Source organism: Blautia massiliensis (ex Durand et al. 2017), assembly GCF_051861785.1.
Lineage (GTDB): Bacteria > Bacillota > Clostridia > Lachnospirales > Lachnospiraceae > Blautia_A > Blautia_A luti_A.
The window spans coordinates 1,849,364-1,873,081 of record NZ_CP146725.1 but is presented as its reverse complement, the minus strand read 5'-3'; the positions used below and the strand labels follow the sequence as shown (position 1 = coordinate 1,873,081).

The following is a 23,718-nucleotide window of genomic DNA, read 5'->3' as shown; positions in this document are numbered from 1 at the left end:
TGAGGGCATTTTCTGCCGCCTTTTTCCGTGAAAATGATACTGAAAATGGACATAAGGAGGAACTGACATATGAAGAAAATAAGACATGGATTTCGTGCTTTGGGAATGATAGAGTGTCTTGCTGTCTGGATGTACTCTGCAGGCAGTGTTTAAAACTACAGTATACGATACAAAGGGATTTGCATTTTATGAATTTGTGAATGCGGATAAGAATGAAAAGTTTGACGAATATGTGAGGAAGTGTAAAAGATTGTCCCTGTATGAAACCAATGTTATTCCGGAGTATGGGGATGATCTGCTGACATTAGTAACTTGCGAATATTCTGCCAGGAATGGAAGAATGGTGGTGGTAGCAAAGAAAATAGAATAGCCAATCTTGACATAGTATCACGTATACCATGTAGGCAATGTTAGGGGCAGGCTGAATCAGCCACTTATAGGAAACTTTCTGCAGCGAAGGGGGGACATGAGTAGGAGGTTTCCTGCTGGTTTACTTTTTCACAAGAAGTTAAAAGTAGCTCTATTGCTTTTCATGCCTCATTTTTTTATACTGCTGTTAGGAGGTAAAGAACATGAAAGAAATCAATCTCGGACACATTCTGATTGAAAACCGCCATAAGCGAGGAATTACACAGGACGAATTGGCCTCATATATAGGTGTTTCTAAAGCTGCTGTTTCAAAATGGGAAACAGGAACGACATATCCTGATATTACTTTGTTACCGCAGCTTGCCACTTATTTCAATATCAGTATTGACGAACTGGTCGGCTATGAACCACAAATGACAAAAGAACAAATTCGTGACATATACCGAAAGTTGGCCTCAGACTTCTCCACGCAGCCGATAGAGCAAGTAAGAGAACAATGCCAGGAGATTACAAAAAAATATTTCTCCTGTTTTCCTCTCTTATATCAAATCGGTAGCTTGTATGTAAATCATAACACACTGATTGAAGATAAGGCCATAGCAAAAGAAATATTGGAGGAAGCCAGCAGGCTTTTTGAACGAGTGAAATCCGAAACAGACGACGTGGATTTGGCAAAACAGGCCCTTAACATGGAGGCTCTATGTCAATTATCTCTCGGCAATCCGAAAGAAGTGCTAAATCTTCTGGGGGAGCCTGATTTTTCTATGACATCCACGGAACCTTTGCTTGCCTCGGCTTATCATTTTCTGGGTAATAAAAAAGAAGCCAGAAGTATTTTGCAGGTAGGTATTTTTCAGCATACGGTTATTCTTATGAACCTGTTATCCATATATTTAGGGTTGTGTCTGGACAATGCGGAAACCTTTGAGGAAACAGGTCGGAGGGCCCTTGCTATTGCCGGAGCTTTCAATTTGAACAAATTACATCCGGGAATTATACTCCCGTTGTATTTTACAATTGCACAAGGGTATATGAAGTTGGGAAACTCGGAAAAAGCATTGAAAACATTGGAAAAATATACGCAGCTAGCAACCAGTAATATTTATCCCCTGAATTTTCATGGTGACGAATATTTTGATCTATTAGATGGGTGGTTGGAAAACACGCTTACGCTGGGAAGCGATATGCCCCGAAACCAAATGATGATGCAAAAAAGTGTGTCGGAGTCTATTATAAATTGTAAAGTCTTTGAACCGTTAAAAGATAATGTTCAATTTCAGAACATGATAAAACGGTTAAAAACTCTTGAAGAAAATCAGTGAACCAGTATCGAAGAAACTGGTTGAGAAATGGAGGATTATAAAATGATACGCAAATTTCTGAAAAATATCCTGGGTGAAAACTTTACCGAAAACAACGCGAAGCTGGCAACTGTCAATTTTGCAATTATCCTTTTCATGTTCGTGCTGTCTGGTATTATGCTGTTTTTCCTGCCCGAACAGATTTCTATTTTGCATACAGGTGATACTTATTATCCACTCCCCAGTGTTTTAGCCGTTTGGCTGTTTCCGGTTATTGCTTTGGTTGTGAATATTGGCTTTATCAAGCAAAAGCGTTTGACTAAGGTGAATAGCGTTATGTTTGTTGTGCTTTTGGTTGTAATGATGGTATCGTACATCTCACAGGTATAAGTTAGAGCCATGATTAAGTGCACATTATATAAAGCAATCCTAAAAAGTAGAAACACTCCTGTCATCACTCTTTCCATTGCAATGGTAGGAATTTATGTGGGGTACTTGACATGGTATATCGTAAACCGCTATCTCCCTGAACCAATATCATCTTACCGTGTGTTAGTTGCAATTCTGACATTTTGGATATGTGCTTTTGTTGCGATATATAAAATACCAGATCAGCTTTTTACAAATCGAAGAATAAAAGATGTACTATGCTTTCCGGTGTCGGTTGACAAGTTGGTTTCGTTAGTTATTGGCCGTCTTGCCTGTTTCCAATTTGGTATGGTTGTTTGTGGATTTTGGGCTTATTTTTTATACGCAAGTGATGATTGGCTTTTAACCATTACCATTCTGCTAGGTTGCTGGATTTGTAGTTGTCTGATTGATTTGCTTGTCCTGGTGCTATCTACGGCTATTGGGAATTTGCTTCCGGCGTCCATTGTGGGATATGGATTTATTCTCTTTCAATATGGAGCCTTTTTATTGCTGGCTTTGTCTGTGGGCAATCTTGTAACTAAAATTTTCTTTTGGTCTGGATATTTAGAAAATCTGAATGGGATATTTAATCCTGTCCAGTGGCTTTTGATTGTAATACTGCCCATGATATTGCTGGCGGTTTGCACCAGCTTTTTCGTGAAAGCTAAATATATCAGAGGGTATCTGAATACACAGAATTTCCAGTACAGGAGAACTGATAAGGCCATCGCACCTACTAAAATTCAAAATCCATATTTTTTGTTGGAATGGAAAAGAGTGTCAAGAAATAAGGAACTCATTTTCTTTTCAAACATCAAGAATATTCTAACAGTATTTGTTCTCTTTAGCTTGCTGGTACAAAATTTTGAATGGATAGGTTTGTCTGAAAAATATGCGCTAGAATTATTCCTGTTGGTATCCTGCTGTGCAGTTAATACGATTTCAAGTACAGCGTATTCCAGCGACCCAAATAAATCCTATTTTTCTTTTCTTCCTATATCCGCACATCGGCTGTTTTTCTGGAAAACAATACAGGGGTTTCTATGGGGAGAACTTACAGTATTGCTGTTTGGGGTGGGAGTAATTCTTTTTCGCAATATCCCCATATTGGACGCCTGTTTGCTTCTCGGTTATGGTACAGCTACGAATTACAGTTGCGTATGGATTGGGGTATTTTTAGATTATAAAATGCCGCGCACACCAAATAGTACAAATGAGTTGCTCCATGGGAATATCAGTAAAGTGTTGGTTCTCTTTGTTTCAATAGCTCTGACTGTTTGGGAAATATATTTTTCAACACAAATATCTGGTTCCATCTCTCTGCTTTTGTTTGCAGTCTGTATAAGTGTCTGCATTGTTATGATAGAGCTTGGATATTTGATATTTTACAGGAGGGCCTTTCGTGATTGAAATAATTGATCTTTCAAAAAAATATGGAAACAATGCAATCCTTGAAAATGTTTCCTGCTCTTTAGAAAATCAACGGATTTATGCACTGGTCGGTGTTAATGGAATAGGAAAATCCACATTATTAAATGCGGTTACACAACCTGCCAATTTAGACAGCGGAAAAGTGGAGGTTGATGGTATTAACAGCCAGAAATATGAGTCTAAATTTCACTTTTTCTATGTGCCAGACAGCAAAGAGATGTTTTTGAATTTGACTGGAAATGAATACTTGAAGTGCATTATACAGTTATATCGTCAAGACGTTGTGAAATCTGATGAAACACTCAAAAAGCTGTCAATCGCATTCAAATTGGATCGATCACTGAATGAATATATTGCGAATTACTCATTGGGAATGAAACAAAAAGTGTATTTGATGGCAGCCTTTCTTTCTGGTGCGGGTAATTTGATTTTGGATGAGCCTTTCAATGGACTTGATCCGGAAAGTGTAGCTATGCTAAAGAATCTGCTGAGCGAATATCGGGATAGGGGTAATCTTGTCCTGTTTTCTATCCACAACCTCGATTTGGTTGCGAATTTCTGCGATGATATAGTTTTTATCGACAAACAAAGGAAAGTTTTTCAAACTGAAAATCCGAAAGATTTTAAACAGCTGGAAGATGTGTTTTTTCAGAAATGTGTCTGAATTAAAATAGAGGTTATCTGACGGACGACGGCAAAAGAAAAATGTCGTTCAGCAGCCTATCCCCATATTTTGACTAGATTGCGGCTTTGAACAAAGCAAGGCCGTCGTTCCTTTATTAAGCCTGCAAATAAAAAGTCAAGGCTAAATTGAAAGAACATTGAAAATTTTATACAGGTTGAAAATTGGGTATCAAAATAAGACCACCACACCAGTGCTGGTCTGAAAATATTAGTGGATAATTAAGATTCTGGAAGAGATGAAAGATATTCTTTCACTCGTCCGTAGTAGATTCTTAGAAACTTGTTAGCACCTGCAGTCATATAGACATAGTAAGGCTTGCCTTGAGCACGTTTCTTATCTAAGAACTGATAAACAGGATCATCTTGAGGATGCGTTTTAATCAGGACATCCATTACCTGAAATAAAGTCTTTCTAAGATCAGCGGAACCTCGTTTTGAGGTAGGAACACTTTTTTGTTCATAGGTTCCGGATTCATTAACACCAGGATCTACACCGGCAAATGCAGTAATAGCACTTTTGTGAGTGAAACGGGAAACATCTCCGATCTCAGCCATCAACTGAGGACCAAGTGAAGTTCCAACCCCTTTCATAGCCATAACGACAGGATATTCCGGGAGTTTGGATGCAGTTTCATTCATGAGAGTGCGTAGTGATTCAACAGTTGTAGAGGCACTATTAAGCTGGTCTACAGCCTGCTTGATAATAAGCTTTGTAATGGCATCCTTTGGAAGTACAGGAACAAGTTCCTTTGCTTTTCCATAGATTTCTTCAGCTTTTGACTGACTGAAGTTGTACTTCTTGCGTTTGCACCAGTTTTGATAATGGTCGATAAAGGCATTCAGGGACATTTTACGGACACAGTCCACATGCCAGTATGTAGATGCAAAATCAACCCATTTCTGGCTGCCGTCACTGCGTGCAGGACTGTCAAAGTAAGTATTAACACCAGGATAGGTTTGGTCAAGGATGCCGATAAGATTATTTTTCATAGCCGTCTTGTGTTTCATGTAAAAGCCGAACTGACGGTTCATGGTTTTGAGCTGATTACGTAATTCATCCATAACATTATACTGTTTAAGATTTTGCCATTTGTCAAGAGCATATCGGGCAATCTTAACAGCATCCGCTTTATCAGATTTCACTTTACGAAGAGAATCATTATCAAAGTCTTTGATAAGTTTTGGGTTAATGGCACTGACGAAAAGATTTGCCTCTGAAAGCTGATGAGCGAGGACTTCATAATAACGTCCTGTGTGCTCCATCACGATTCGGGACTCACCTTCAACAGAATTGATTAGTTCTACAAGTGAACGGATGTCACTGGCCGTGTGTTTGATTTCAAAAGGTGTGGAAACAATTTCACCGAATGGTCGCATGATAGCAACCATACTTTTACCTTTTGAAACATCGATACCTACTGCGTTCATAAATTGTCACTCCTTAAGATTATTGCAATGGATAAATACCAGTTTTACTCATTGCCTATTCAATCTACTGTGGTGTGACGCGAATGCACCTATGGCGATTCAACCTGCATAAAACGAACGCTGCGAATGAGGAGCTGGTTATCAGTCTTAATTGCGGACGCGATGTCCAAGAAAAGGGACGATATACCAATTGCTCCATCATTATACAGCTTAAGCAACAAGATGGATAATTCCTTACTGGCTGTAAGGGATATTAACCATAAATATATTGTAGTAGAAAAGAGATGATAATATCGGAAAAATATTGTTGGTATCGTTTAAAGGCGATGAAGAAAAGCTGATAGATTCTGTTATTTCCGTTTTGGATGCGGGCAGAGAAAAATTCACATTTCAAGAAATGAATATAATATCAGAACTGCAGCATAAGGGGATAATAATTAATTTAGAACGCCGGGAAGTGATTCGGAATGGTAAAAAAGTTGGAATGACCTACACAGAGTTTGAAATTCTCCAGCTTCTTGCAAAAAATCCTGGCAGGGTGCTCTCTAAGGAACAAATTTACGATGTAGTCTGGAAAGAATCGTATTCTGGTGATTACAATATCGTGATGAGCCATATCAGCCATATCAGGGAAAAGATAGAGGACGATCCGGTACACAACACTAGATTATTCAATCAAAAAGTCTAAATATTGTTCCAAATACATTTGTCGGAGTATGCTAAAATTAAGAAATAAAGAATTTCTTGTTCCCTTGTAACATTTCTCGGACATTTACCCGTTATACTATCTGTAAACCCTTAAAGGAAGTGATTACATGAAGCAGATTTTGATTGTCGAGGACGACAACCTTTTGAATAAGACCCTTGCCTACAATCTGGCGTCGGATGATTACGCCATTACCAATGTCTTAAATGCAAGGGCAGCAGCCGAAGCTCTGAAAGCAAAATCTTTCGATTTGGTGTTGCTGGATATAAATTTGCCGGATGGAAACGGTTATGATCTGTGCCGCCTTATCAAACCGGAACACCCGGACACGGTGGTTATATTTCTGACCGCCAACGATCAGGAGTGCGACCAGATATGGGGCTATGAAGTCGGAGCCATGGACTACATCACAAAGCCTTTTTCCATTGGAGCATTACAACGGAAAGTCAAGGCTATGTTTGCCATGCTGGAACACCACAAGCCAGCAAAGGACATTTACGATGACGGCAGCCTGTTTCTTGATTTCTCGGAGCTGACTGCCAGCTTGAACGGCAAGCCGCTTACCCTTTCCGCAATGGAATATAAAATGTTGAACCTGTTCCGCAAAAATCCGAAGCAGGTACTTACACGTCAGCAGCTTTTGGAAAAGCTGTGGGATGTGGATGAAAAGTATGTGGACGAACACACCCTTACCACTTCTATCAGCCGTATTCGCAGCAAGATTGAAGCGGACGGCGGTGCATATATCAAGACCGTTTACGGCATGGGCTATCAATGGACGGGAGGCGAAAAGAAATGAAGCAGAATAACCTTTCTGTCAAAAAACTGTGTATGCTGGTTGTTGCCGGGATGATTTTCTCCATGCTGGCAATTACCGTTATCCTCGGTGTCGTAATGAAAGATGTACGGATTTTCATAGCAGGCGGAGTATTGACGCTCTGCGCCCTTATCTGGCTGTGGGTGCTGGTACTGTGCTTTGGAAAGCGGCTGTCCCTCTTTACCTCTGACTTGTGCCGGACATTAGATAACATGATTGACGGCAGCGAAGAATCCCAGAGAGTCAGTGACAGCGAAACGCTCTTTGCCCGTATCAGCCACCGCTTAACACGGCTGTATGGAATTATGCAGGAGAACCGCCGAAAGGTGGATGAGGAACGCAAGGAACTTCAAATGCTGGTGTCCGATATATCCCATCAGGTAAAAACGCCTGTCAGCAATCTTAAAATGGTAACGGACACGCTTTTGACAAAGCCTGTTACCGAGCAGGAACAGACGGACTTTTTGCAGGGCATACGCAGTCAGACCGACAAGCTGGATTTCCTTTTTCAAGCACTTGTTAAGGCTTCCAGATTAGAAACCGGGGCTATCCGGCTGGAAAAGAAAGATGATAGTTTGTTCCGTACTTTGGCGCAGGCCATGAGCGGGATTGTCTATGCTGCGGAGAAAAAGGAAATTGCTGTGTCCGTGAACTGTCCAGAAGATCTCACCCTCTCCCATGACAGTAAGTGGACATCCGAAGCCCTCTTTAATTTACTGGACAATGCGGTAAAATACACACCCGCCGGGGGCAACATCAGCGTGACCGTGGAGCAATGGGAAATGTATATCAAGGTGGATATAAGAGACACAGGCAAGGGTATCTCCGAGCCTAATCAAGCTACCATCTTCCGGCGTTTCTACCGGGAGGAAGAAGTTCACGATGCACCGGGCGTTGGTATCGGATTGTACCTTGCCCGTGAGATCATCACCAGACAGGGTGGATATATCAAAGTAACATCCGAAGTTGAGAAAGGTTCAACCTTTTCTGTTTTTCTTCCCAGCCGATAATTATTTCAAAAAATATTTTAACTCGGACATTTCTGTGACATTTATGTTTTACAATGGCTTCATCAACAGGCAGAGAGCCTTGAAAGGAGTTTTGAATATGAGCATTTTACAGACGATTAACCTCAAAAAATATTACGGCACAAAACCTAATATTACCCGTGCCCTTGATGGAGTGAATTTTACTGTAGAACAGGGAGAATTTGTTGCTGTGGTTGGAACTTCCGGCAGCGGAAAGTCTACACTGCTTCACATGATGGGCGGACTTGATAACCCTACTTCCGGCAGTGTGATTGTCCGGGGTGAAGAACTGGCGAAAAAGAATGATGAAGAATTGACAATTTTCCGCCGCCGCAATATCGGCTTTATCTTCCAGAACTATAATCTGGTGCCGATTTTGAATGTGTATGAAAATATCGTCCTGCCTGTGGAACTGGACGGCGACACGGTAGATCAGAAATTCATGGACGAGGTTGTGCGTATGCTGGCTTTGGGCGATAAGCTGAAGAATATGCCGAACAACCTTTCTGGCGGCCAACAGCAGCGTGTGGCTATCGCCCGTGCGCTGATTACGAAGCCAGCCATTATCCTTGCAGACGAACCGACTGGAAATTTGGACAGCAAGACCAGTGCCGATGTGCTGGGGCTTTTGAAGCGTACCAGCGGAGAATTTAATCAGACCATCGTCATGATTACCCATAACAACGAGATCGCCCAGCTTGCCGACCGCATTGTACGGATTGAGGACGGCAGGATTGCAGGCTAAAGGAGGTGGAAATTTATGACTTGGCCTTTTGAAAATGACACAAGCGCTGTTGTGAAAAAACTGGCAAATAGAAGTATAAAAGCCGATAAAAGAAGCAAGGCATTTCTGTTTCTTACAATTGCTCTCGCCGTTTGTATGGTTTTTTCAATTCTTCTCATTTCAATCGGAACGCAGGAAGAATACAAAAATACGCAGAGGAACAAAGCACAAATTGGTATTTTGGGTATTACAGACGAACAGGCAGGATTATTACATCAGAATACAGATGTTTCATGGATTGGCGAATATTCTGCGATTGGCTTGTTTTATCAAGACAATAAAACGATTACGGTTGCCTATGGAAATGAAGCTTATTTTTTGAACCAGGAAGAAAAGACCTTTCAGGGAAACATACCGCAAAAGAAAACGGAAATTATGCTTCCTCAAAACTATATTGATTTTCTCGGAAAAGCCTATCAGGTTGGCGATACCATCACGCTTGATCTGACCGGAACCGGGCAGGAGGAAGAATATACGCTTTCGGGTATTCTGGCTGATACAAAAGAAAGTAACGGCTATTATATTTATGTGAATAAAGAACTTGCACACAGCCTGTCTGGAAGCAATTTTCAAGTAACTGCCTATACCCGGCTGAATACGGATGTTATCAGCCCGGCAGCTATTCTTGATTTTGCAGCTAAGGCAATAAAAGATACGGGTATCGAAGAGGGTCAGATAAATCTGACAGAATATTTTGCGGTGATGTCAGGCGCAATTAAATCGGGAATTCCTATCTCGGTTCCGCTGCTGGCTGCTATAACTGCCACTTTGGCTGCAACAATAATTTATGGTGTTTTTTATACAAAGATCGTAAAGAATGTTCAGATGTTTGGTCAACTGCGAACGATTGGTATGACCAAAAAGCAGATTAAAAAAATGGCAAGAAAAGAGGGACGGAGTTATGCTTTAGCCGGCATTCCCTGTGGTCTTATCGTTGGTGCATTGATTGGATTTTCAGGTTGTCCAGATGGCTTTCATTTGAAAACAACGGTTATCTACGCTGTCATAACTGCTGCAATAGCTTTTATAGTAGTGAACATTGCGATTTTCAAACCTGTTCGGGTGGCAATGAATACTTCCCCAGTGGAAAGTTCTAAGTATATTGCGTATGCAGGAAAAGCAAAGAACAGCCAAAAGCTTCACAGAAAGCTCACGCCACTTAGTCTGGCTAAAATAAATTTACAGAGGAATAAACAGAAAGCAATTCTGACTCTTTTGATGCTTGGATTGAGCGGGGCGTTTCTGCTGGTTACTTCTACAGTTGCTGGCTCTATTGATCCCGAAAAACAGGCAAGCTTCAAATATTATCCTGCCGGCAATATCCTTATACAAATAAAAAACACAATAGGAAGTTCTTTTGATAAGGAGGCCGATCCATACGGAAGCTCAAAGCTCCAGCTCGAAGAAAACCCGTTGGAAGATAATGCGCTGCTGCAGGAGTTGGAAATGATGGATGGGATAGAAAAAATTACTCCATCAAATTGTATCTATATGACGATTACTTTTCCGGGAGGAGGTGGTTCGATCACAAGTATTACCAATTTCTTCCCAACGCTAAATCAGGAAGAGATTGCAAGGGTACAGACGATATTATCTGCCGGGACGGCAAATTATGATGATATGGTTGCCCAAAATGGGATACTGGTTGCCGAAGATACCGCTAAAGTTGGAGATGAACTAAAGATTAGCGGCAGTACATTTGATATTGAGGCAACTGTTGTTGGCACATACAATAGAGCAGCTTTAATGGAGCATAGCCCAGTTATCCCTGGTAGTCCTTACTTCATTATGACTTATGATACTGCTAAGAAGCTGACTGGAATAACGGAGCAGACAGGTGTTTTAGCCCTTGAAGTATCTGATGATAACTTTGAAACTGTTTTATCAGCAGTATCTGAAATTGCTGAGAGAAATGGGAAAATCGAAGTGAACACGATTGAGCAAACAATAGCAAGTATTCAGAAATACTATAGTCCAACTATCAAAACATTTTATATGATTTCCGCAATTTTATTTGTCTTTGGCGGAATCAGTCTTATGAATATGCTCATGGTAGACTTGCAGAACAGAAAGCGTGAGTTTGGCTTGTTAAGGGCTGTCGGGACAACACAAAACCAACTGAGAAAAATGCTGAACAGAGAACTCATGATTTATCTTGCAGGTTCACTTCTGATTGCACTTGTTGTAAGTTCCATTGCAAGTTTCATTACCTGCAAAAGACTGGATGCGGCAAATCATTGTATCAGTTTCTCCTTCCCTTGGTTGTTCCTTCTGGCCTTTGTTATTCTGCTTATGGCTATTTACTTCGTGTTTTCTTTATACACGTCAGGCGAACTAAAGAATACAGATATTATGGAGGCCATACGAGAATAGTCGAGAAAAACATAGGGTGGAAAATCAGAATGATAGAGATGAGACTGAAAAGAGATTCAAAAAATAACGAAAATTTGATAAGAAGGTGAAAATATCGGGAAAATACTGTTGGTGTCCTTTTCGGGAGATGAAGAAAAACTAATTGATTCAGTTGTATCTGTACTGGATTCTGGAAGAGAAAAATTTACTTTTCAAGAAGTGCAATTACAGTCAGAAATTCGGTACAAGGATATAATCATTGATTTGAACCACAGAGAGATAATCCGTGATAATAAAAAAATTGAATTAACCTACACAGAGTTTGAAATTCTTCAGCTTCTTGCAAAAAATCCTGGGAGAGTGTTTTCTAAGGAACAGATTTATGATATGGTCTGGAATGAACCATATGCCGGTGATTACAATATCGTAATGAGCCATATCAGTCATATCCGAGAAAAAATAGAAGATGATCCGAGCCGTCCGGTTTATATTCAAACGGTATGGGGTGTAGGCTATAAGTTCAATGGAAGGGCAGGCAGCGAGTGATTTCGCTGCCGTTTTTTAAATTTCCGGTGTTGTAGAATCAAGTGTTTTGTTTGTTTTCGGTGGTGTAATATCCAGATATTTTTCCATGTTCTGACGGATTAATTCAAGTTCTTTTATTTCTGTATTTGTGGTTTTATAATGACTGACAAGTTCTTTTTTCTTCGACAGCATTTCATTATATCGTGATTTTAAGTGGTTCAAGTTCATATGTGCAGGGTCGATACCTTTCCGCTGTAGCATACGTTCCGCACCGGAGAAAAGGATAATATGCGATTCATATTTTCTCAAAAATCTATCAGGATCTTTGGATTTTTCATAGCGGTCATTATAGGATTTATTTTCACGATATTGTTCCACATATTTAATAATTTCTGCAAGTTCCTGCATTTTGTGTTCCAGTGAAACGACAGTAGTATTAGCAGATTTTTTCTGTTCCTGCAGGGATAAAATCTTGTTATCCAATTCAGCAAAATTGTGGATGTTCCGAGCAAGCATTTGATTGTATGTTTCAGAAGCAATCTGCAAATTTTCCTTTGCGGCCCACTTTTTCAAACCAATATTTTCTGCAAATTTGGGATCAGAAGCGGTATCAATAATACGTTTCCGTGTGTAGGGCATCGGAGTGTGCTGACGTTTATTTTCTATCCGTTCTTTGATCCGTTGTTTCGTAAAGTTTTTGCCCAGTGACTTAGCACTTCCACGGACAGGACGGTCTTTTCCAACAGGGCGGAAAGTAATATATTTTCCTCCGTTTTCAGAAATTTCTGTGCCCTTCATTTCATAGCCTTTGGCTTTCATTAAAGCAAGAAATTCTTCATAAGAGGAAACGACTTTGATAGCTTGGTTAATATCTTTTCGTATCTGTGATTTCCACCCGGCATCATTTTTATTTGCAGTCCATTCATTATATTTCATGCCACGTTTTCCATCCGGCTCAATAACAGACAGACCATGTTCCTGGCATAATTGGTCACTGAGCTTTCGGATTTCCCAATAGCTTTGTTTGCAATCGTGATAATGCTTGTGTTCGATATTATCTACAGCACAGAAGATTAAATGATTATGTACATGACCTTTATCTATATGTGTGGTCAGTACATAAGAATACTTTCCCTGTAATAAGTTATCTGCTAATTCTTTTCCAATGGCATGAGCTTCTTCGTAAGAAACTTCTCCCGGCAGGAATGCCTGTATCAGATGAAATGCCTTGTTTTCTTTATCCTGACCGTCAGAAAAATTTTGTTCTGTGGTGTGGTCTAAAGTATATTTGAAATCAAGTGCAGCGGTTTCCGGGGCGCAGGCAAAAGATGAAATATAAATCTTTTCATCAGTCTTATCTGGATTACAGATGTATTCTATTGCTTTATCAACGGTTGTTTTAATACTATGGATTTTTGTGACTGCCATATCTGATCCATCAGCTCCTTTATATCTTCCATATCTTTTTTGTAAATGGTATTTGTTGTGTTTACCCGCTTGGCAATCTGGTTGAGATTACCACTGATATTTCCCAGCAAGGCGTTCATTTCACGGATGTGGGAGTAATCCACATCATAGACAAATCCATATAGCACCAACTTCCGGAGAAAAGCAGATTTGCTTCTCATTTTGGAGAGCCGGAACTTTTCATCCAGGATGTATTGTTCATCATCACTCAGGTAAAATTGTACGGGGTGTTTTCGTGTACGTTCTGTCATTTTCCATTCCTCATTTCTTATGATTGTTTGCGATTCTCTAAAAATGGGTACAAAAAAACTGCTGTAACTTGTTCGGTTTACAACAGTTCGTATCATTTTTATTTGGTTGTTTGGATATACCTGTCCACTGCTTATTGTAGCAAAATGAAAAAAGAGGGTCAAGAGTAAGATGAAAAAATCAAGAGGGTCAGGGATACTTCCCTGTGTCATTTTTCCACATTGTGTCTGGAAGGGCAGTAGTGGAAAATGAGCCGTTTGTCATGACAACGGCAGTGCTTGCTTCTTTTGATGTGCAGCCTGCGAAGCAGGGTGTGCGTGTTCCGATTGCTTAGGCAATCTGGGTGGAACACATAAAGGATAGAGGAAATGAGAGAGTGATGGTTTGCAAAAACATATATTTTCATTTATATGGGCGCAATATACCCTAACTGTATTGCTTTTGTTACTGCTTCTATCGTAGACCCCACCTGTAACTTTTCAAAAATATGTTGTAAGTGGTTTGATACGGTTCTTTCGCTGATAAAAAGCTGTTCAGCAATATCTTTACGTTTGGCACCTGTGGCAACCAATTCGAGGACTTTCTTTTCTCCCTCGGTCAGATCCTCGATAAAAACCTCCTCTCGTGGGAAGTGTGTTGCCCCATCGTTAACCATAAGCAAAATATGAAGAAGCTCGTCGGGTTCTACATCCTTACTAATAAACCCCTTTGCGCCAACCCGCTTTGCCTCTTTGCGGTAGACAGGAAGATTATAGCCAGATAATATGACAATTTTTTGTTCTGGGAAATGTTCCAATAAATGCTTTGTGAGCATTAGCCCGTCCTCGTTTGTCAGCCCGCCTAAGTTAATGTCAATCAACAGAATATCCGGCAGTTCTCCGGCAATCAGTTCTTCCAGATGTTGAATGTCTTTTGTACTGGAAAACTGTTCAATTTCCGGGAAGTCACATAAGGCAATGGAAAGGCTCTTTGCAAAAAGGGCATGGTCATCGACTAATAAAACTTTCATAGGAATCACCTCCGTTCATGGGCATGGAAATGGCAATCGTTGTTCCTCCACCAGCGGCTGGCTTGATATTCATAGTGCCGTTTAATAAGTTGACCTGTTCTCCGATAGAAGCAAGTCCTTGGTGTGTTCCGGTCTGATGGATAAATGGTTGGAAGCCCTTGCCATTATCCGTTACCTTTAGGGTAATACGCCCGTTTTCCTGTATCAACAAAACAGAAATGGTTGTTGCGGAAGAGTGTTTCAGTGCATTTGTTGTGAGTTCTTTTATCATGCGGTAGATCAACATATTGTACGGTTCTACGAGAAAAAAGTCAGCATCACAATCCAACCGAATTGTAACGGAATTATTTTCACTCAACGAATCAAGCAGGCTTTGAATGTTTTCTTTCAAAGTTAAACTTTTTATCAGAGTTGGATGGTAGCTCTGCATCTGAAATCGGATGGAGGAATTTAATTCCGTTAAAGTATCAAGCAGCAACTGTTTCACTTCCGGCTGTTCTGCTTTGCGTATCATATTTTTGATAGAAAGCAGGTCTTGTAAAATATCGTCATGCAGATAGTTTGAAAAGTCTTTTTTGAGTTTTTCTTCTCTCTTAATTTGTTCCAATGAGTAGGCATAGAAGTGCTGACGATCTGCGGCGTTATTATAATCTGTTGGATGGCTGCAAATGCGCACATATAGAAGCACATTGTAAATAAGCATCAGTAACATTGCCATATGGATACTCATAAAAACTGCCATAAGAGGGATTTTGAAAAGGTATGCGATACCAATCAATCCCGTCAGCCCAACAGAAGCGAGAAATACAAGGTTGCCTCCAGATAGCGCCCAGAATTGTGCCTGTTTAGGACGATATTGAAATACAATACTATGGATACTGACAAAGGTAAGCATCACAGGAATATAGCTCCCCAGGTTTTCCAAATATGCAGCGTTTTTGAGAAACGCAATGATATAGCAGATAAACGGGAGGAATACCAGCACACTTGAAAAAAGTATTCGCTTCCATTGGCTTTTTGCTACAAACATGATCCGCTTTCTCTGCATGATGCCCACGATGATAAGGGTCACGGTTGAAAGAAGGACTTGCAGCTGATAGGCTGCAAAAAAAGCACGATCCGAAACAAAGAAGCAGAATACAGCTATGATACAGGAAGTTTTCAAAAAGGCAAGAAGCGGTTTTTGCCCTCGGTAAGCAGATTCTTGAAATAAGAATGCCTGTACAAAATAAATCGACTGATAGAAGCAAATAGGGAGCAACACCGTTGATACTATATCTGATATGGGACGGAAATCAAAAAGATACAGTAGGAATTGCCAGCCCAGCAATAATAATAGCAAGGAAAAGTGATTTAAGGTTTTGTTACCTTTTACGTTTTTATATGAAATATATTCCGCATCAAAAATCAGGAATGAAAGCAGCAGGAAATGAACAAAGGAATTTTGCTGTATAAAATCATTCTGTGCCGCCATAAATCCAAGATAGCAGATGATCGCAAACTGATTGAAAGCGAAGAATACCTGCCGGGAAAGGTATGCGTTTTTCATGTGTCCACCTCCGTTCTTTTTCATTGTACTGTTGTTTCTCTATAAGTTCAAGTTTGGTGATCTTAAATCTTTGTGAACAGCTAAACGGCTGGCACCCATTTGGATACCAGCCGCTATCCTTAATTCAAGGCAATCTTATAACAAGAATGTTTGGTCAACTGATAATAAATTGCATAGATAGCAGAAAATACTGCAATTGAAAACAGAACCGGAACCAATACAGCACTGCTTTTCCCAAGCAAGTCATCCATTAAAGCTGATTTGTAGCAGGTAATGGCAAAAATGCTATGCAGCAATCCTATCACATACGGAATGATATAGTATGTCTGGACTTGCCGCCTTACGGATTTCTTTATCATGCTTTCATTGTACCCCATCCGCTGCATAATTTCATAGTCGGATTTGTCATAGGAAACAGAGGATATATTTTGAAAATATAATATGCTTCCTGTTGCAATCAAGAAGATAACCGTTGCAAAACAAATCAGTAAAAAGGTAGAGCTGTTTTCCCGAATCAATTCATCCTGCCGCTGCCATGCAGACACAAGATATGGATTTTCCGGTATAGCTTCTTTTAGTGCCAGATATGCTTGTTCATTAGAACGCATATTTTCGCCATCAATGCTGACTACCCGGATTTTCTCTGGGCTCCTCTGGTTCAGAGCATGATACGCCGTATCGGAAACAACTAAAGTTCCAACGCTGTTTCCAAAGCTCAGAGCATTTTGCAGGCTGGTTTCCCGGACAGTAACCGTTGAAACATCGTTTCCTGCTACTGTCAATGTGTATTTGGCTCCAATATCGGCTTGCTCCGTATCCGGGCGGTATTTTATCAGAATACACTCATCGTCGGCAAGCTCCTGGAAGGGCAGCTCTTTTCCCTGTAATTGCATAACTGAAAAGTAGTCCGACTGACTCATACATTCAAATCCCGGAATGCGTCCTTTTTCTGCACTGATGTCATATTCTACCGGAAGATTTTCTGATGTTGCAGTTACTTTCAGCAATGTGGTTTCATGGCTTTGGTATGCTTCATTGCCGATTGCCTGATCCAGTGCATCTAAGGAGCGTTGCTTTTCCTCATCATCTGTAATTCGGAACTCCATAGCAGATGGAATAATCCGCTCCAAGGCTTCCAGCGGATACCACACGGATAATACCGTTGCTCCCAAAATTGCCAATGTTCCTGCTGATAATAAAATCAGTAGAATTAAAGACTTTGCATTGGAACGGATGCGGTGCATAAATTTAGGAACCACGATAATGGTATTTGCCCGATACAGAGAACTTTTCTTCTGCCGGATTTTCTGGCAGGCGTATGGCAAAAAAGAGTAAATAAAGAATATAGTTCCGGCAACCACCAGAAGCATTGTCAGCAACGCAATAGGGGAAAATCCGATGGTGTACCAAACAGATTTCCTTCCCCGCATCATATCAAGGGCAAGCCCATATCCGCAGAGCAGACAGGATAAGCCTATAAATGCAGTGATAAAATGAACTCGAATGGGTTTTTCCGTTTTCTTTTCCAGCCGTACTAAATCAAGCAGGGTGGACTTTTGAAGCAATCTTGCATTGGATAATGTCAATGTAATCAAAACCACAACAACAAAAGATAGGATTGACTTTACCGCTGCTGGATAAATCAAAGGGATTGCAGCCTGATCTATGGTAATTCCTAAAAGTGCGACGATTCCGGCGATAACTCCTTTGTGGAGGACACTGCCTGCCAGAATACCGAGAACCATACCGCCAAAACAAATAAAGATATTCTCAAAGGTCAATAGCCCCAACATTGCAGATTTTCGATACCCCAGCAGAGAATAAATTCCTAATTCTCTCATCCGTCTGCGCATGAAAAAATTGTTGGAGTAGAACATATAGAAAATAACAAAAGCCATAATGAATACCGCTACTGTTTGGCACATGGTTTCTACCCGACCATCCGAAGATATTTTTTCCATAATCACTTGGTTCATGGAAAAAGAGGTAAAGCAGAAGTAAATCATCAGGACAAAGGAAACGGAAAACAGGTACAGGGAATAGAAGGAAAAGTTCCGTTTCAGATTTTTTAAGGCAATGGCAGATAATTTCATGGAATCGCCCCCTTACCGCTGTTTATCCTGTCTGGCAGCTTCCAGCATGATTTCCTCATAGAAGTCCTGGCGAGCCCTGTTGCACCGCTTCAATTCAGAAATAATATGTCCGTCCTTAAAGTACAGGATGCGGTCAGTATAACTTGCTGCATACGGGTCATGGGTTACCATCAAAATGGTTGTGCCCAAAGTCTGATTGACTTCCGAGAGAGCAAAAAGCAATTCTGTTGCCGAACTGCTGTCCAATGCCCCCGTTGGTTCGTCTGCAAAAATCAGTGGTGGACGCTTTACCATTGCACGAGCAGCGGCAACACGCTGGCGCTGACCACCGGATAACTCACTGGGGTATTTTTTCAGTTGTGAAGCAATTCCGAATAGCTCTGCAAGCTCCATTACTTTTTTGTCAATCTCTTTGGCACTTTTGTGCAGCAAGGTCAGAGGTACTGCAATATTTTCTTGTACGGTCAAACTGTCCAACAGGAAATACTCCTGAAAAATGAAGCCCAGATTGTCCTTACGAAAATCGGCTGCCTGTCTTTGATTTAGCTCCTGAATTTTAACTTTTCCCATGTTAATATTACCGCTTGTTGGCACATCAATGGTGGAAAGCACATTCAAAAGAGTTGTTTTTCCAGAGCCAGAGGCACCCATGATACCGAGAAATTCTCCTTGCATCACATCAAAGGAAACGTGATCCAGTCCAGGTTTTGGTTGGGTTTGATAGATTTTGGTTATGTCATTTACTTGCAATAATGTACTCATAATTGTTCGCTCCTTTCGTGGTACTTAAACAGTATAACGAACACTTTTTAATATAGCATGAGTAAATCACGCAAACTTTTTTGCGTGATTTACTCATGCTATATTTATTTAGTTTTGATAAGATATTATGGAATACATTACCGCATCGTGGAATTATGATTTTCTTTTGTTGTTATATTGATTTTATTTATCAGATGAGAATAATACATTTACAAAGGATTATAAAGAAGGTTGATAGAAAGCGAGTATAAACGAAAAATAAAGTTTTGATAAGGGGGCAGGTGGTTTGGGTGGAAAAATGCTAATTGTTTCTTTTGAAGAAGATGAAGAAGAAATTTTCGATACAGTTCTAAAAGTCTTGCAGGAAAATGAGATGATTCAATTTCAACATAAATGCAGGAACAAAAACGAAATCCGGTATATAAATCTTTTGATAGATATTGGTCAAAGGATTGTAAAAAAATGTAATCAGGAAACAGAGTTAACATATAAAGAATTTGAAATTCTCCATCTTCTGGCAGCGCATCCAGGTCAGGTATTCAGCAAAGAACAGATTTATGATATTGTCTGGAACGAACCGTACTCTGGCGATTACAACATTGTGATGACGCACATTCATCATATCCGGACAAAACTCGAAGATGATCCGACCCATCCTTTTTACATTCAGACTGTATGGGGCGTTGGTTATCGGTTCAATAAAAATGCAAGCAGCGAACTATAATTTAGAACGCTGCTTGTTTTTTAATCAGGATATGTATAGGTTGAGTTGGCTGTCAGAGTTCTTCCCCAGTTGTGTTCTTCCCGGAGTACCCGCAGCACATGAATTTCTTTCTCAGATTCTTTCACAATATAGAAAATGATGGAAGGCGGGAACGGTTTTTTATAAATAACATAACTTCGATACCAGAACTATGTTTTGGGGAACATACTGCCCATATATCCCAACTTTGTCATTTCATTTTTTATATCATTTTGGAAACGGTCAGCTCGTTCCCGTCCAAAGTCAGCTTCAATATAATCTGTAAGATCGGTCACGTCATAGATGGCTTCCCAGGTCAAAATAACTTTATACTCGTGCATTTCTTCTTATATCCCGCAATTCCGTGATTTTTCTAAAGGCATCCTCAAGTGGCAATTCTCTTTTGGCTTCCATGTCATCAATGCCTCTATCTAGCATCCGCAGAAGATGAGTGTCATTTTCTTGTTTTTGATTCAGTCGATCCATTGCTGTAAATTCCATAATATCACTCCAATCATACTGTATTAATTAGTGTATGCGGTTCCAGTGTTTCTACTCATAGCTTATCATAAAATGAAGATTCTCACGATCAAAATTTGCACATCCCTGCCCGATCCGGGCAATCTGTTCCCATAAAGAAAAAAACTCTCAACATGTTGAGAGCCTTGGAAAATACTGCCTATTTCTGGTCACTTACGCCTAATAAATATTCACATGACACACGAAAAAACTCTGCAATAGCCACTACCTCATAGTCAGGTACAAACCGTGTGCCTTGTTCAATCCGCAAAATTGTCAGATCGTTAAAATCATGTCCGGCAAGCTGAAGCTGTTCGGCCAGTCCTTTTTGTGAGAGCTTTTTCTGTATTCTTAATTCTTTCACCCGTTTTCCAATCCGGTTTTTTGAATTTGTTTCCTTATCCCAGTAGATGATCATTCTATTCCTCAAAACTTTCTAAAGATGAAGTTGCATAGTTTTATATTACGGAATAAAATGATTCATATACTTCTAAAGATGAAGTTATAGAAAATATTCTTGTTGAAAATTATGGATAAATTGATAATACGGACTGTAAAAGAAAATACTGAAAAAGAAAGGCGGTAACACAAATGAACGTATTTTATGAAACTTTATCCGGGGTATTGGAAGAAATTCGTAGTGAGGGTATGGAAAGAGAGTATGTGATTCTTCCGGAGGATTTAAAAGAGGCAGAAGCAGAGCTGAAAACAGAACGTAAAAAGTTTGAAGCACTGCTTGAAAATCTGCAGGGGAAGAAAAAGGAGATTTTGGAAAGCTATATGAGCGCTGTTGAGCATGTTCATTTCAAAGAGGAGCAGCGAGCATATTATCAGGGGATTATGGATGGAGTATTACTGTTAAGCAGTCTCGGTCTTGTACCAAAAGGGAAAAATGTGGATGAGCTTATTAAAAAATTGAAGTGATGGAAAAGGTGGTGTGTGTGATAACATGCCACCTTTTCCAGTTCAGAAAAGTAAAGAAAAACTCAAATGAAAATTCAGATATTTTTGCTACTTTCTTGGATGGGTTTTTGATACGTCCTTAGATAAGCTTCGACAATCGCTAAAATGGTAGTAATTTGGTCTTCCGTACATTGTGTTAAATAGAGCTGGAGTCTTTTATAATCCAGATTTTCTACAAGCATATTCGGAAAGAAAAAAGGATCGGCAGAAATATTCAAGGCACGGATTAGCTTTGTAAATATTTCAAGGCTTGGAATATTGCCGCGATTTTCAATCTCTTTTATGTATCTTGTGGAAACACCGGATTTTTCTGCCAGTTCATCATACGTCAGTTTTTGCTCCATTCGTGCTTTCTTTAGGCGTAACCCTATTGCTTTATCAATTCGTTTTGTCTTTGCCATATAATAACCTCCACTTATAGTGTATAGTTCACAATCCGGAAAGAAAATGCATTATAAGTTCCCTAAATTAGAGGGGTATATTGCACTTTTGAACTTGGAGGGCAGACTTGCAAAATGGCATTCAAAAGAAATGGCTGCTTAATGAACGTACATTTGGGAGAAATTATTTGTCAGGATATTTTAAGAAGGTGATCAGGAAAACTTTTCTTCCGTGCAGGAAGGAAAATGCATAGGAATTATATTTTTACAAAAAGAAAACTATGATTTCAAAAGTGCATTATACGCCCCTGAATTGTGGGGGGAAAATAGCATAAGGGATATAAATAACGTCTGGTGGGTAGTTGCTCATGCAGGCGTTTTTTATATATTTGAAAATTCTTTAAAAAATTTTCACTTCCACCCGTACATCGGGAATAAGCCTACGGGACAAGAACGAAAGGGAAAAAGGTTTCGCTCTTGGACAGTTGGTACGGGAAGGAGGTGAATCTCATGGAGAAATCTACTTCCAGTGACGAACTGACGGTCAGAAATCAATTTGACCGGATCTGTAAAATGGCATTGAAGTCAGAGGTAACGGATTATATCAGACATCTGGTGTATCGCCAGAGGTATGAGATATTGTTTTCTGAAATGTCAAAAAAGGAGTTGGATCAGCTTTTTACTATGGATGAATACAATGCAGAAAGTCATTGCTTTCAAGTGCTTGGTTATGACATTGAAGTGAAAAGTACGTTGATTGCGGAAGCATTGCAGACACTTACAGAAAAGAAGCGGGATGTGATTCTGCTTGCATATTTTATGGGGATGAGTGATGCGGAAATAGCAAGAGAAATGAATCTTGTGAGAAGTACAATCAATGAACATCGAAAACGTTCGTTGGAGCTGCTGAAAAAAGTTATGGAGGAAAGTACAGATGAAAAATGAGTTTGAGAAAAAATTGCTGCCTTTCCATATTATTGAGGCAGCAACAATGGGCGATGTGGAGGCCATCAATGTGGTTCTGAAGCATTATGAAAGCTACATAAAAAGATTATCTACCAGAAAGCTGTATGATGAATTTGGACAGCTTCATTATTGTGTAGATGAAACTTTACGTCGGCGTTTGGAAACAAAACTGATTACAAAGATTTTGAAGTTTAAACCGGTTCCCTATGGAACAGATCAAAGTGAAGAAAGCAGTAATTAAAGTTTGAGAACAGCACGACAGCACTTATAAGGCAGCTCCTTTATCCCTTTCAGGAGCCGGATAGATAAGTGCATCGCACCTTGAAAATTGAATATGGTCAATCCTGCAAGGACGTATGGAACAGTTGAGCCAGATAGCAGATACGCCATGACTGCCTGTTTCTGAACTTCCCGACAACTTGTCGGGAAGTCGGGGAATGAAAAGCGAAGAAATACTGATTCGGGTATTGAAGCAAAGGTACGAGCGAGAATTATGCTGTTATAAGCAGAGGATAGGAACTTTGCGGCCATGATGCTGTTTTTGATAATGATACTTCCGGCAATAGTCCGGTCTGAAGAAGATGGTGCAATTCCAATGGGGCCACACCTGATGGCCACTTGCAGGATTATTTTAAATGTCTGCCAATAAAAGGACATTTTTAATAGGAAGTGTTTTTTTATTGGTAGACATATCAGGTAAGTGATAGAGGAGGTTATTTAAATTGCAGCAAAAGGTTAACAGAAAGAAATTTGTTCGTTATAAAGAGGGTGCAGAGATGTACAGTATGTGCCAAACTAAATTTGAAAAGATGGCGAAAGATGCCCATGCAGTTTATAAGCTGGATAAATTAGTTCTTGTAAACTGTGAAATATTTGAAGCATATTTGGAAACTTTTCGTTTAGAAGATTAAAGAGTTTTTGTATGACAGAAAAAGCTTGACTTATTGTAAAACAAAAAGTATAATAAGTATAGGTTATGAAGGAGGTGCATATGAGTGGCAAAAATGGGGCGGCCCAAGGCAGAATCCCCAAAACAAAAACTTGTGAGCGTTAGGCTGACAAAAGAAGAACACGAAAAATTATCAGAATATGCACAACAGCGTAATCTGACATTAACACAAGCTGTTAAAAGAGGTATTGAATCATTATACAATACCGTAAGTTAGCATACAGAATCTCTTTA

30 protein-coding genes are annotated in these 23,718 nt (G+C 39.9%); 19 read left to right on the top strand and 11 right to left on the bottom strand.

The features are described from left to right. The first annotated feature begins 145 nt into the window (after window positions 1-145). From V9W66_RS09025 to V9W66_RS09005, 5 genes are all read left to right on the top strand, one after another. Window positions 146-370 (top strand): class B sortase, encoded by a 225-nt coding sequence (locus V9W66_RS09025; protein ID WP_243121704.1) that lies wholly within the window; start codon window positions 146-148, stop codon window positions 368-370. Between the two features lie 202 nt (window positions 371-572). After that, window positions 573-1,691, top strand: coding sequence for a helix-turn-helix domain-containing protein (locus V9W66_RS09020; RefSeq protein ID WP_144094039.1), 1,119 nt, complete (start codon window positions 573-575; stop codon window positions 1,689-1,691). Between the two features lie 42 nt (window positions 1,692-1,733). After that, window positions 1,734-2,060, top strand: a complete 327-nt coding sequence (locus tag V9W66_RS09015) for a hypothetical protein (RefSeq protein ID WP_144094038.1) — start codon at window positions 1,734-1,736, stop codon at window positions 2,058-2,060. A gap of 9 nt (window positions 2,061-2,069) precedes the next feature. After that, window positions 2,070-3,491, top strand: coding sequence for a hypothetical protein (locus tag V9W66_RS09010; protein ID WP_144094037.1), 1,422 nt, complete (start codon window positions 2,070-2,072; stop codon window positions 3,489-3,491). Beyond that, window positions 3,484-4,176 carry an ABC transporter ATP-binding protein gene (locus tag V9W66_RS09005; protein ID WP_144094036.1) on the top strand — a complete coding sequence of 231 codons (693 nt, stop codon included), beginning with the start codon at window positions 3,484-3,486 and terminating at the stop codon, window positions 4,174-4,176. Before V9W66_RS09010 ends, V9W66_RS09005 begins: the two co-directional genes overlap by 8 nt. 239 nt (window positions 4,177-4,415) lie before the next feature. On the opposite strand, the gene V9W66_RS09000 is transcribed toward V9W66_RS09005, so the two are convergent. After that, window positions 4,416-5,624 carry an IS110 family transposase gene (locus tag V9W66_RS09000; RefSeq protein ID WP_144100615.1) on the bottom strand — a complete coding sequence of 403 codons (1,209 nt, stop codon included), beginning with the start codon at window positions 5,622-5,624 and terminating at the stop codon, window positions 4,416-4,418. Between the two features lie 307 nt (window positions 5,625-5,931). Between V9W66_RS09000 and V9W66_RS08995 the strand changes: the two genes are divergently transcribed. The 6 genes from V9W66_RS08995 to V9W66_RS08970 all read left to right on the top strand — a co-directional run bounded on the left by V9W66_RS08995 (window position 5,932) and on the right by V9W66_RS08970 (window position 11,857). Next, window positions 5,932-6,312: a winged helix-turn-helix domain-containing protein gene (locus V9W66_RS08995; RefSeq protein ID WP_243121813.1), complete on the top strand. Its 381-nt coding sequence runs from the start codon at window positions 5,932-5,934 to the stop codon at window positions 6,310-6,312. A gap of 127 nt (window positions 6,313-6,439) precedes the next feature. Then, window positions 6,440-7,129, top strand: coding sequence for a response regulator transcription factor (locus tag V9W66_RS08990; protein ID WP_144095170.1), 690 nt, complete (start codon window positions 6,440-6,442; stop codon window positions 7,127-7,129). Further along, window positions 7,126-8,157, top strand: a complete 1,032-nt coding sequence (locus V9W66_RS08985) for a sensor histidine kinase (protein WP_144095168.1) — start codon at window positions 7,126-7,128, stop codon at window positions 8,155-8,157. The genes V9W66_RS08990 and V9W66_RS08985 overlap by 4 nt, the downstream gene beginning before the upstream one ends. Before the next feature lie 97 nt (window positions 8,158-8,254). Next, complete coding sequence (locus V9W66_RS08980; RefSeq protein ID WP_144095166.1) at window positions 8,255-8,920, top strand: ABC transporter ATP-binding protein; 666 nt, start codon at window positions 8,255-8,257, stop codon at window positions 8,918-8,920. Between the two features lie 15 nt (window positions 8,921-8,935). Then, window positions 8,936-11,332, top strand: a complete 2,397-nt coding sequence (locus V9W66_RS08975) for an ABC transporter permease (protein WP_144095164.1) — start codon at window positions 8,936-8,938, stop codon at window positions 11,330-11,332. A gap of 243 nt (window positions 11,333-11,575) precedes the next feature. Further along, window positions 11,576-11,857, top strand: a complete 282-nt coding sequence (locus V9W66_RS08970) for a winged helix-turn-helix domain-containing protein (protein ID WP_330575405.1) — start codon at window positions 11,576-11,578, stop codon at window positions 11,855-11,857. 15 nt (window positions 11,858-11,872) lie between these two features. Here V9W66_RS08970 and V9W66_RS08965 read toward each other — a convergent pair whose 3' ends face one another. Together V9W66_RS08965 and V9W66_RS08960 are read right to left on the bottom strand one after the other, a co-directional pair. After that, window positions 11,873-13,264: a relaxase/mobilization nuclease domain-containing protein gene (locus V9W66_RS08965; protein ID WP_144095160.1), complete on the bottom strand. Its 1,392-nt coding sequence runs from the start codon at window positions 13,262-13,264 to the stop codon at window positions 11,873-11,875. Continuing rightward, window positions 13,213-13,554, bottom strand: a complete 342-nt coding sequence (locus tag V9W66_RS08960) for a plasmid mobilization protein (RefSeq protein ID WP_144095158.1) — start codon at window positions 13,552-13,554, stop codon at window positions 13,213-13,215. Before V9W66_RS08960 ends, V9W66_RS08965 begins: the two co-directional genes overlap by 52 nt. A 203-nt stretch (window positions 13,555-13,757) precedes the next feature. On the opposite strand from V9W66_RS08960, the gene V9W66_RS08955 reads away from it, so the two are divergent. Next, on the top strand, window positions 13,758-13,886 hold the full coding sequence (locus V9W66_RS08955) for a hypothetical protein (protein ID WP_279232891.1): 129 nt from the start codon (window positions 13,758-13,760) through the stop codon (window positions 13,884-13,886). A gap of 72 nt (window positions 13,887-13,958) precedes the next feature. Here the strand turns inward: V9W66_RS08955 and V9W66_RS08950 are convergent, their stop codons facing one another. The 4 genes from V9W66_RS08950 to V9W66_RS08935 form a co-directional block, all read right to left on the bottom strand. Beyond that, window positions 13,959-14,561 (bottom strand): response regulator transcription factor, encoded by a 603-nt coding sequence (locus V9W66_RS08950; protein ID WP_330575404.1) that lies wholly within the window; start codon window positions 14,559-14,561, stop codon window positions 13,959-13,961. Continuing rightward, entirely contained in the window at window positions 14,539-16,110 is a 1,572-nt protein-coding gene (locus V9W66_RS08945) for an ATP-binding protein (RefSeq protein ID WP_186290101.1), read from the bottom strand. Before V9W66_RS08945 ends, V9W66_RS08950 begins: the two co-directional genes overlap by 23 nt. A 119-nt stretch (window positions 16,111-16,229) precedes the next feature. After that, a complete protein-coding gene (locus tag V9W66_RS08940) occupies window positions 16,230-18,203 on the bottom strand; it encodes an ABC transporter permease (RefSeq protein ID WP_144095152.1) in 1,974 nt (657 codons plus the stop codon). A 12-nt stretch (window positions 18,204-18,215) separates the two neighbouring features. Further along, window positions 18,216-18,965: an ABC transporter ATP-binding protein gene (locus V9W66_RS08935; RefSeq protein WP_144095149.1), complete on the bottom strand. Its 750-nt coding sequence runs from the start codon at window positions 18,963-18,965 to the stop codon at window positions 18,216-18,218. A gap of 286 nt (window positions 18,966-19,251) precedes the next feature. On the opposite strand from V9W66_RS08935, the gene V9W66_RS08930 reads away from it, so the two are divergent. Continuing rightward, entirely contained in the window at window positions 19,252-19,689 is a 438-nt protein-coding gene (locus V9W66_RS08930; protein ID WP_330575402.1) for a winged helix-turn-helix domain-containing protein, read from the top strand. Between the two features lie 188 nt (window positions 19,690-19,877). On the opposite strand, the gene V9W66_RS08925 is transcribed toward V9W66_RS08930, so the two are convergent. The 3 genes from V9W66_RS08925 to V9W66_RS08915 all read right to left on the bottom strand — a co-directional run bounded on the left by V9W66_RS08925 (window position 19,878) and on the right by V9W66_RS08915 (window position 20,644). Beyond that, on the bottom strand, window positions 19,878-20,048 hold the full coding sequence (locus V9W66_RS08925; protein WP_243121812.1) for a type II toxin-antitoxin system RelE/ParE family toxin: 171 nt from the start codon (window positions 20,046-20,048) through the stop codon (window positions 19,878-19,880). Then, the gene (locus V9W66_RS08920) at window positions 20,035-20,208 is read right to left on the bottom strand and encodes a hypothetical protein (RefSeq protein ID WP_186290103.1); all 174 of its coding nucleotides are present in this window, start codon (window positions 20,206-20,208) and stop codon (window positions 20,035-20,037) included. The genes V9W66_RS08925 and V9W66_RS08920 overlap by 14 nt, the downstream gene beginning before the upstream one ends. A gap of 178 nt (window positions 20,209-20,386) precedes the next feature. Next, on the bottom strand, window positions 20,387-20,644 hold the full coding sequence (locus V9W66_RS08915; RefSeq protein ID WP_144095147.1) for a helix-turn-helix domain-containing protein: 258 nt from the start codon (window positions 20,642-20,644) through the stop codon (window positions 20,387-20,389). 173 nt (window positions 20,645-20,817) lie between these two features. On the opposite strand from V9W66_RS08915, the gene V9W66_RS08910 reads away from it, so the two are divergent. Beyond that, window positions 20,818-21,150, top strand: coding sequence for a hypothetical protein (locus tag V9W66_RS08910; RefSeq protein WP_144095145.1), 333 nt, complete (start codon window positions 20,818-20,820; stop codon window positions 21,148-21,150). 74 nt (window positions 21,151-21,224) lie between these two features. Here the strand turns inward: V9W66_RS08910 and V9W66_RS08905 are convergent, their stop codons facing one another. Continuing rightward, window positions 21,225-21,590, bottom strand: a complete 366-nt coding sequence (locus V9W66_RS08905) for a helix-turn-helix domain-containing protein (RefSeq protein ID WP_144095143.1) — start codon at window positions 21,588-21,590, stop codon at window positions 21,225-21,227. 211 nt (window positions 21,591-21,801) lie between these two features. On the opposite strand from V9W66_RS08905, the gene V9W66_RS08900 reads away from it, so the two are divergent. The 5 genes from V9W66_RS08900 (at window position 21,802) to V9W66_RS08880 (ending at window position 23,701) form a co-directional block, all read left to right on the top strand. Then, a complete protein-coding gene (locus V9W66_RS08900) occupies window positions 21,802-22,074 on the top strand; it encodes a hypothetical protein (RefSeq protein ID WP_144095141.1) in 273 nt (90 codons plus the stop codon). Between the two features lie 5 nt (window positions 22,075-22,079). Further along, a complete protein-coding gene (locus tag V9W66_RS08895) occupies window positions 22,080-22,514 on the top strand; it encodes a sigma factor-like helix-turn-helix DNA-binding protein (RefSeq protein ID WP_144095139.1) in 435 nt (144 codons plus the stop codon). Beyond that, window positions 22,504-22,776 carry a helix-turn-helix domain-containing protein gene (locus V9W66_RS08890; RefSeq protein ID WP_144095137.1) on the top strand — a complete coding sequence of 91 codons (273 nt, stop codon included), beginning with the start codon at window positions 22,504-22,506 and terminating at the stop codon, window positions 22,774-22,776. Before V9W66_RS08895 ends, V9W66_RS08890 begins: the two co-directional genes overlap by 11 nt. Window positions 22,777-23,257: 481 nt before the next feature. Further along, a complete protein-coding gene (locus V9W66_RS08885; protein ID WP_144095135.1) occupies window positions 23,258-23,446 on the top strand; it encodes a DUF6462 family protein in 189 nt (62 codons plus the stop codon). A gap of 93 nt (window positions 23,447-23,539) precedes the next feature. Then, window positions 23,540-23,701 carry a CopG family transcriptional regulator gene (locus V9W66_RS08880; RefSeq protein ID WP_334296081.1) on the top strand — a complete coding sequence of 54 codons (162 nt, stop codon included), beginning with the start codon at window positions 23,540-23,542 and terminating at the stop codon, window positions 23,699-23,701. Window positions 23,702-23,718: the final 17 nt, after the last annotated feature.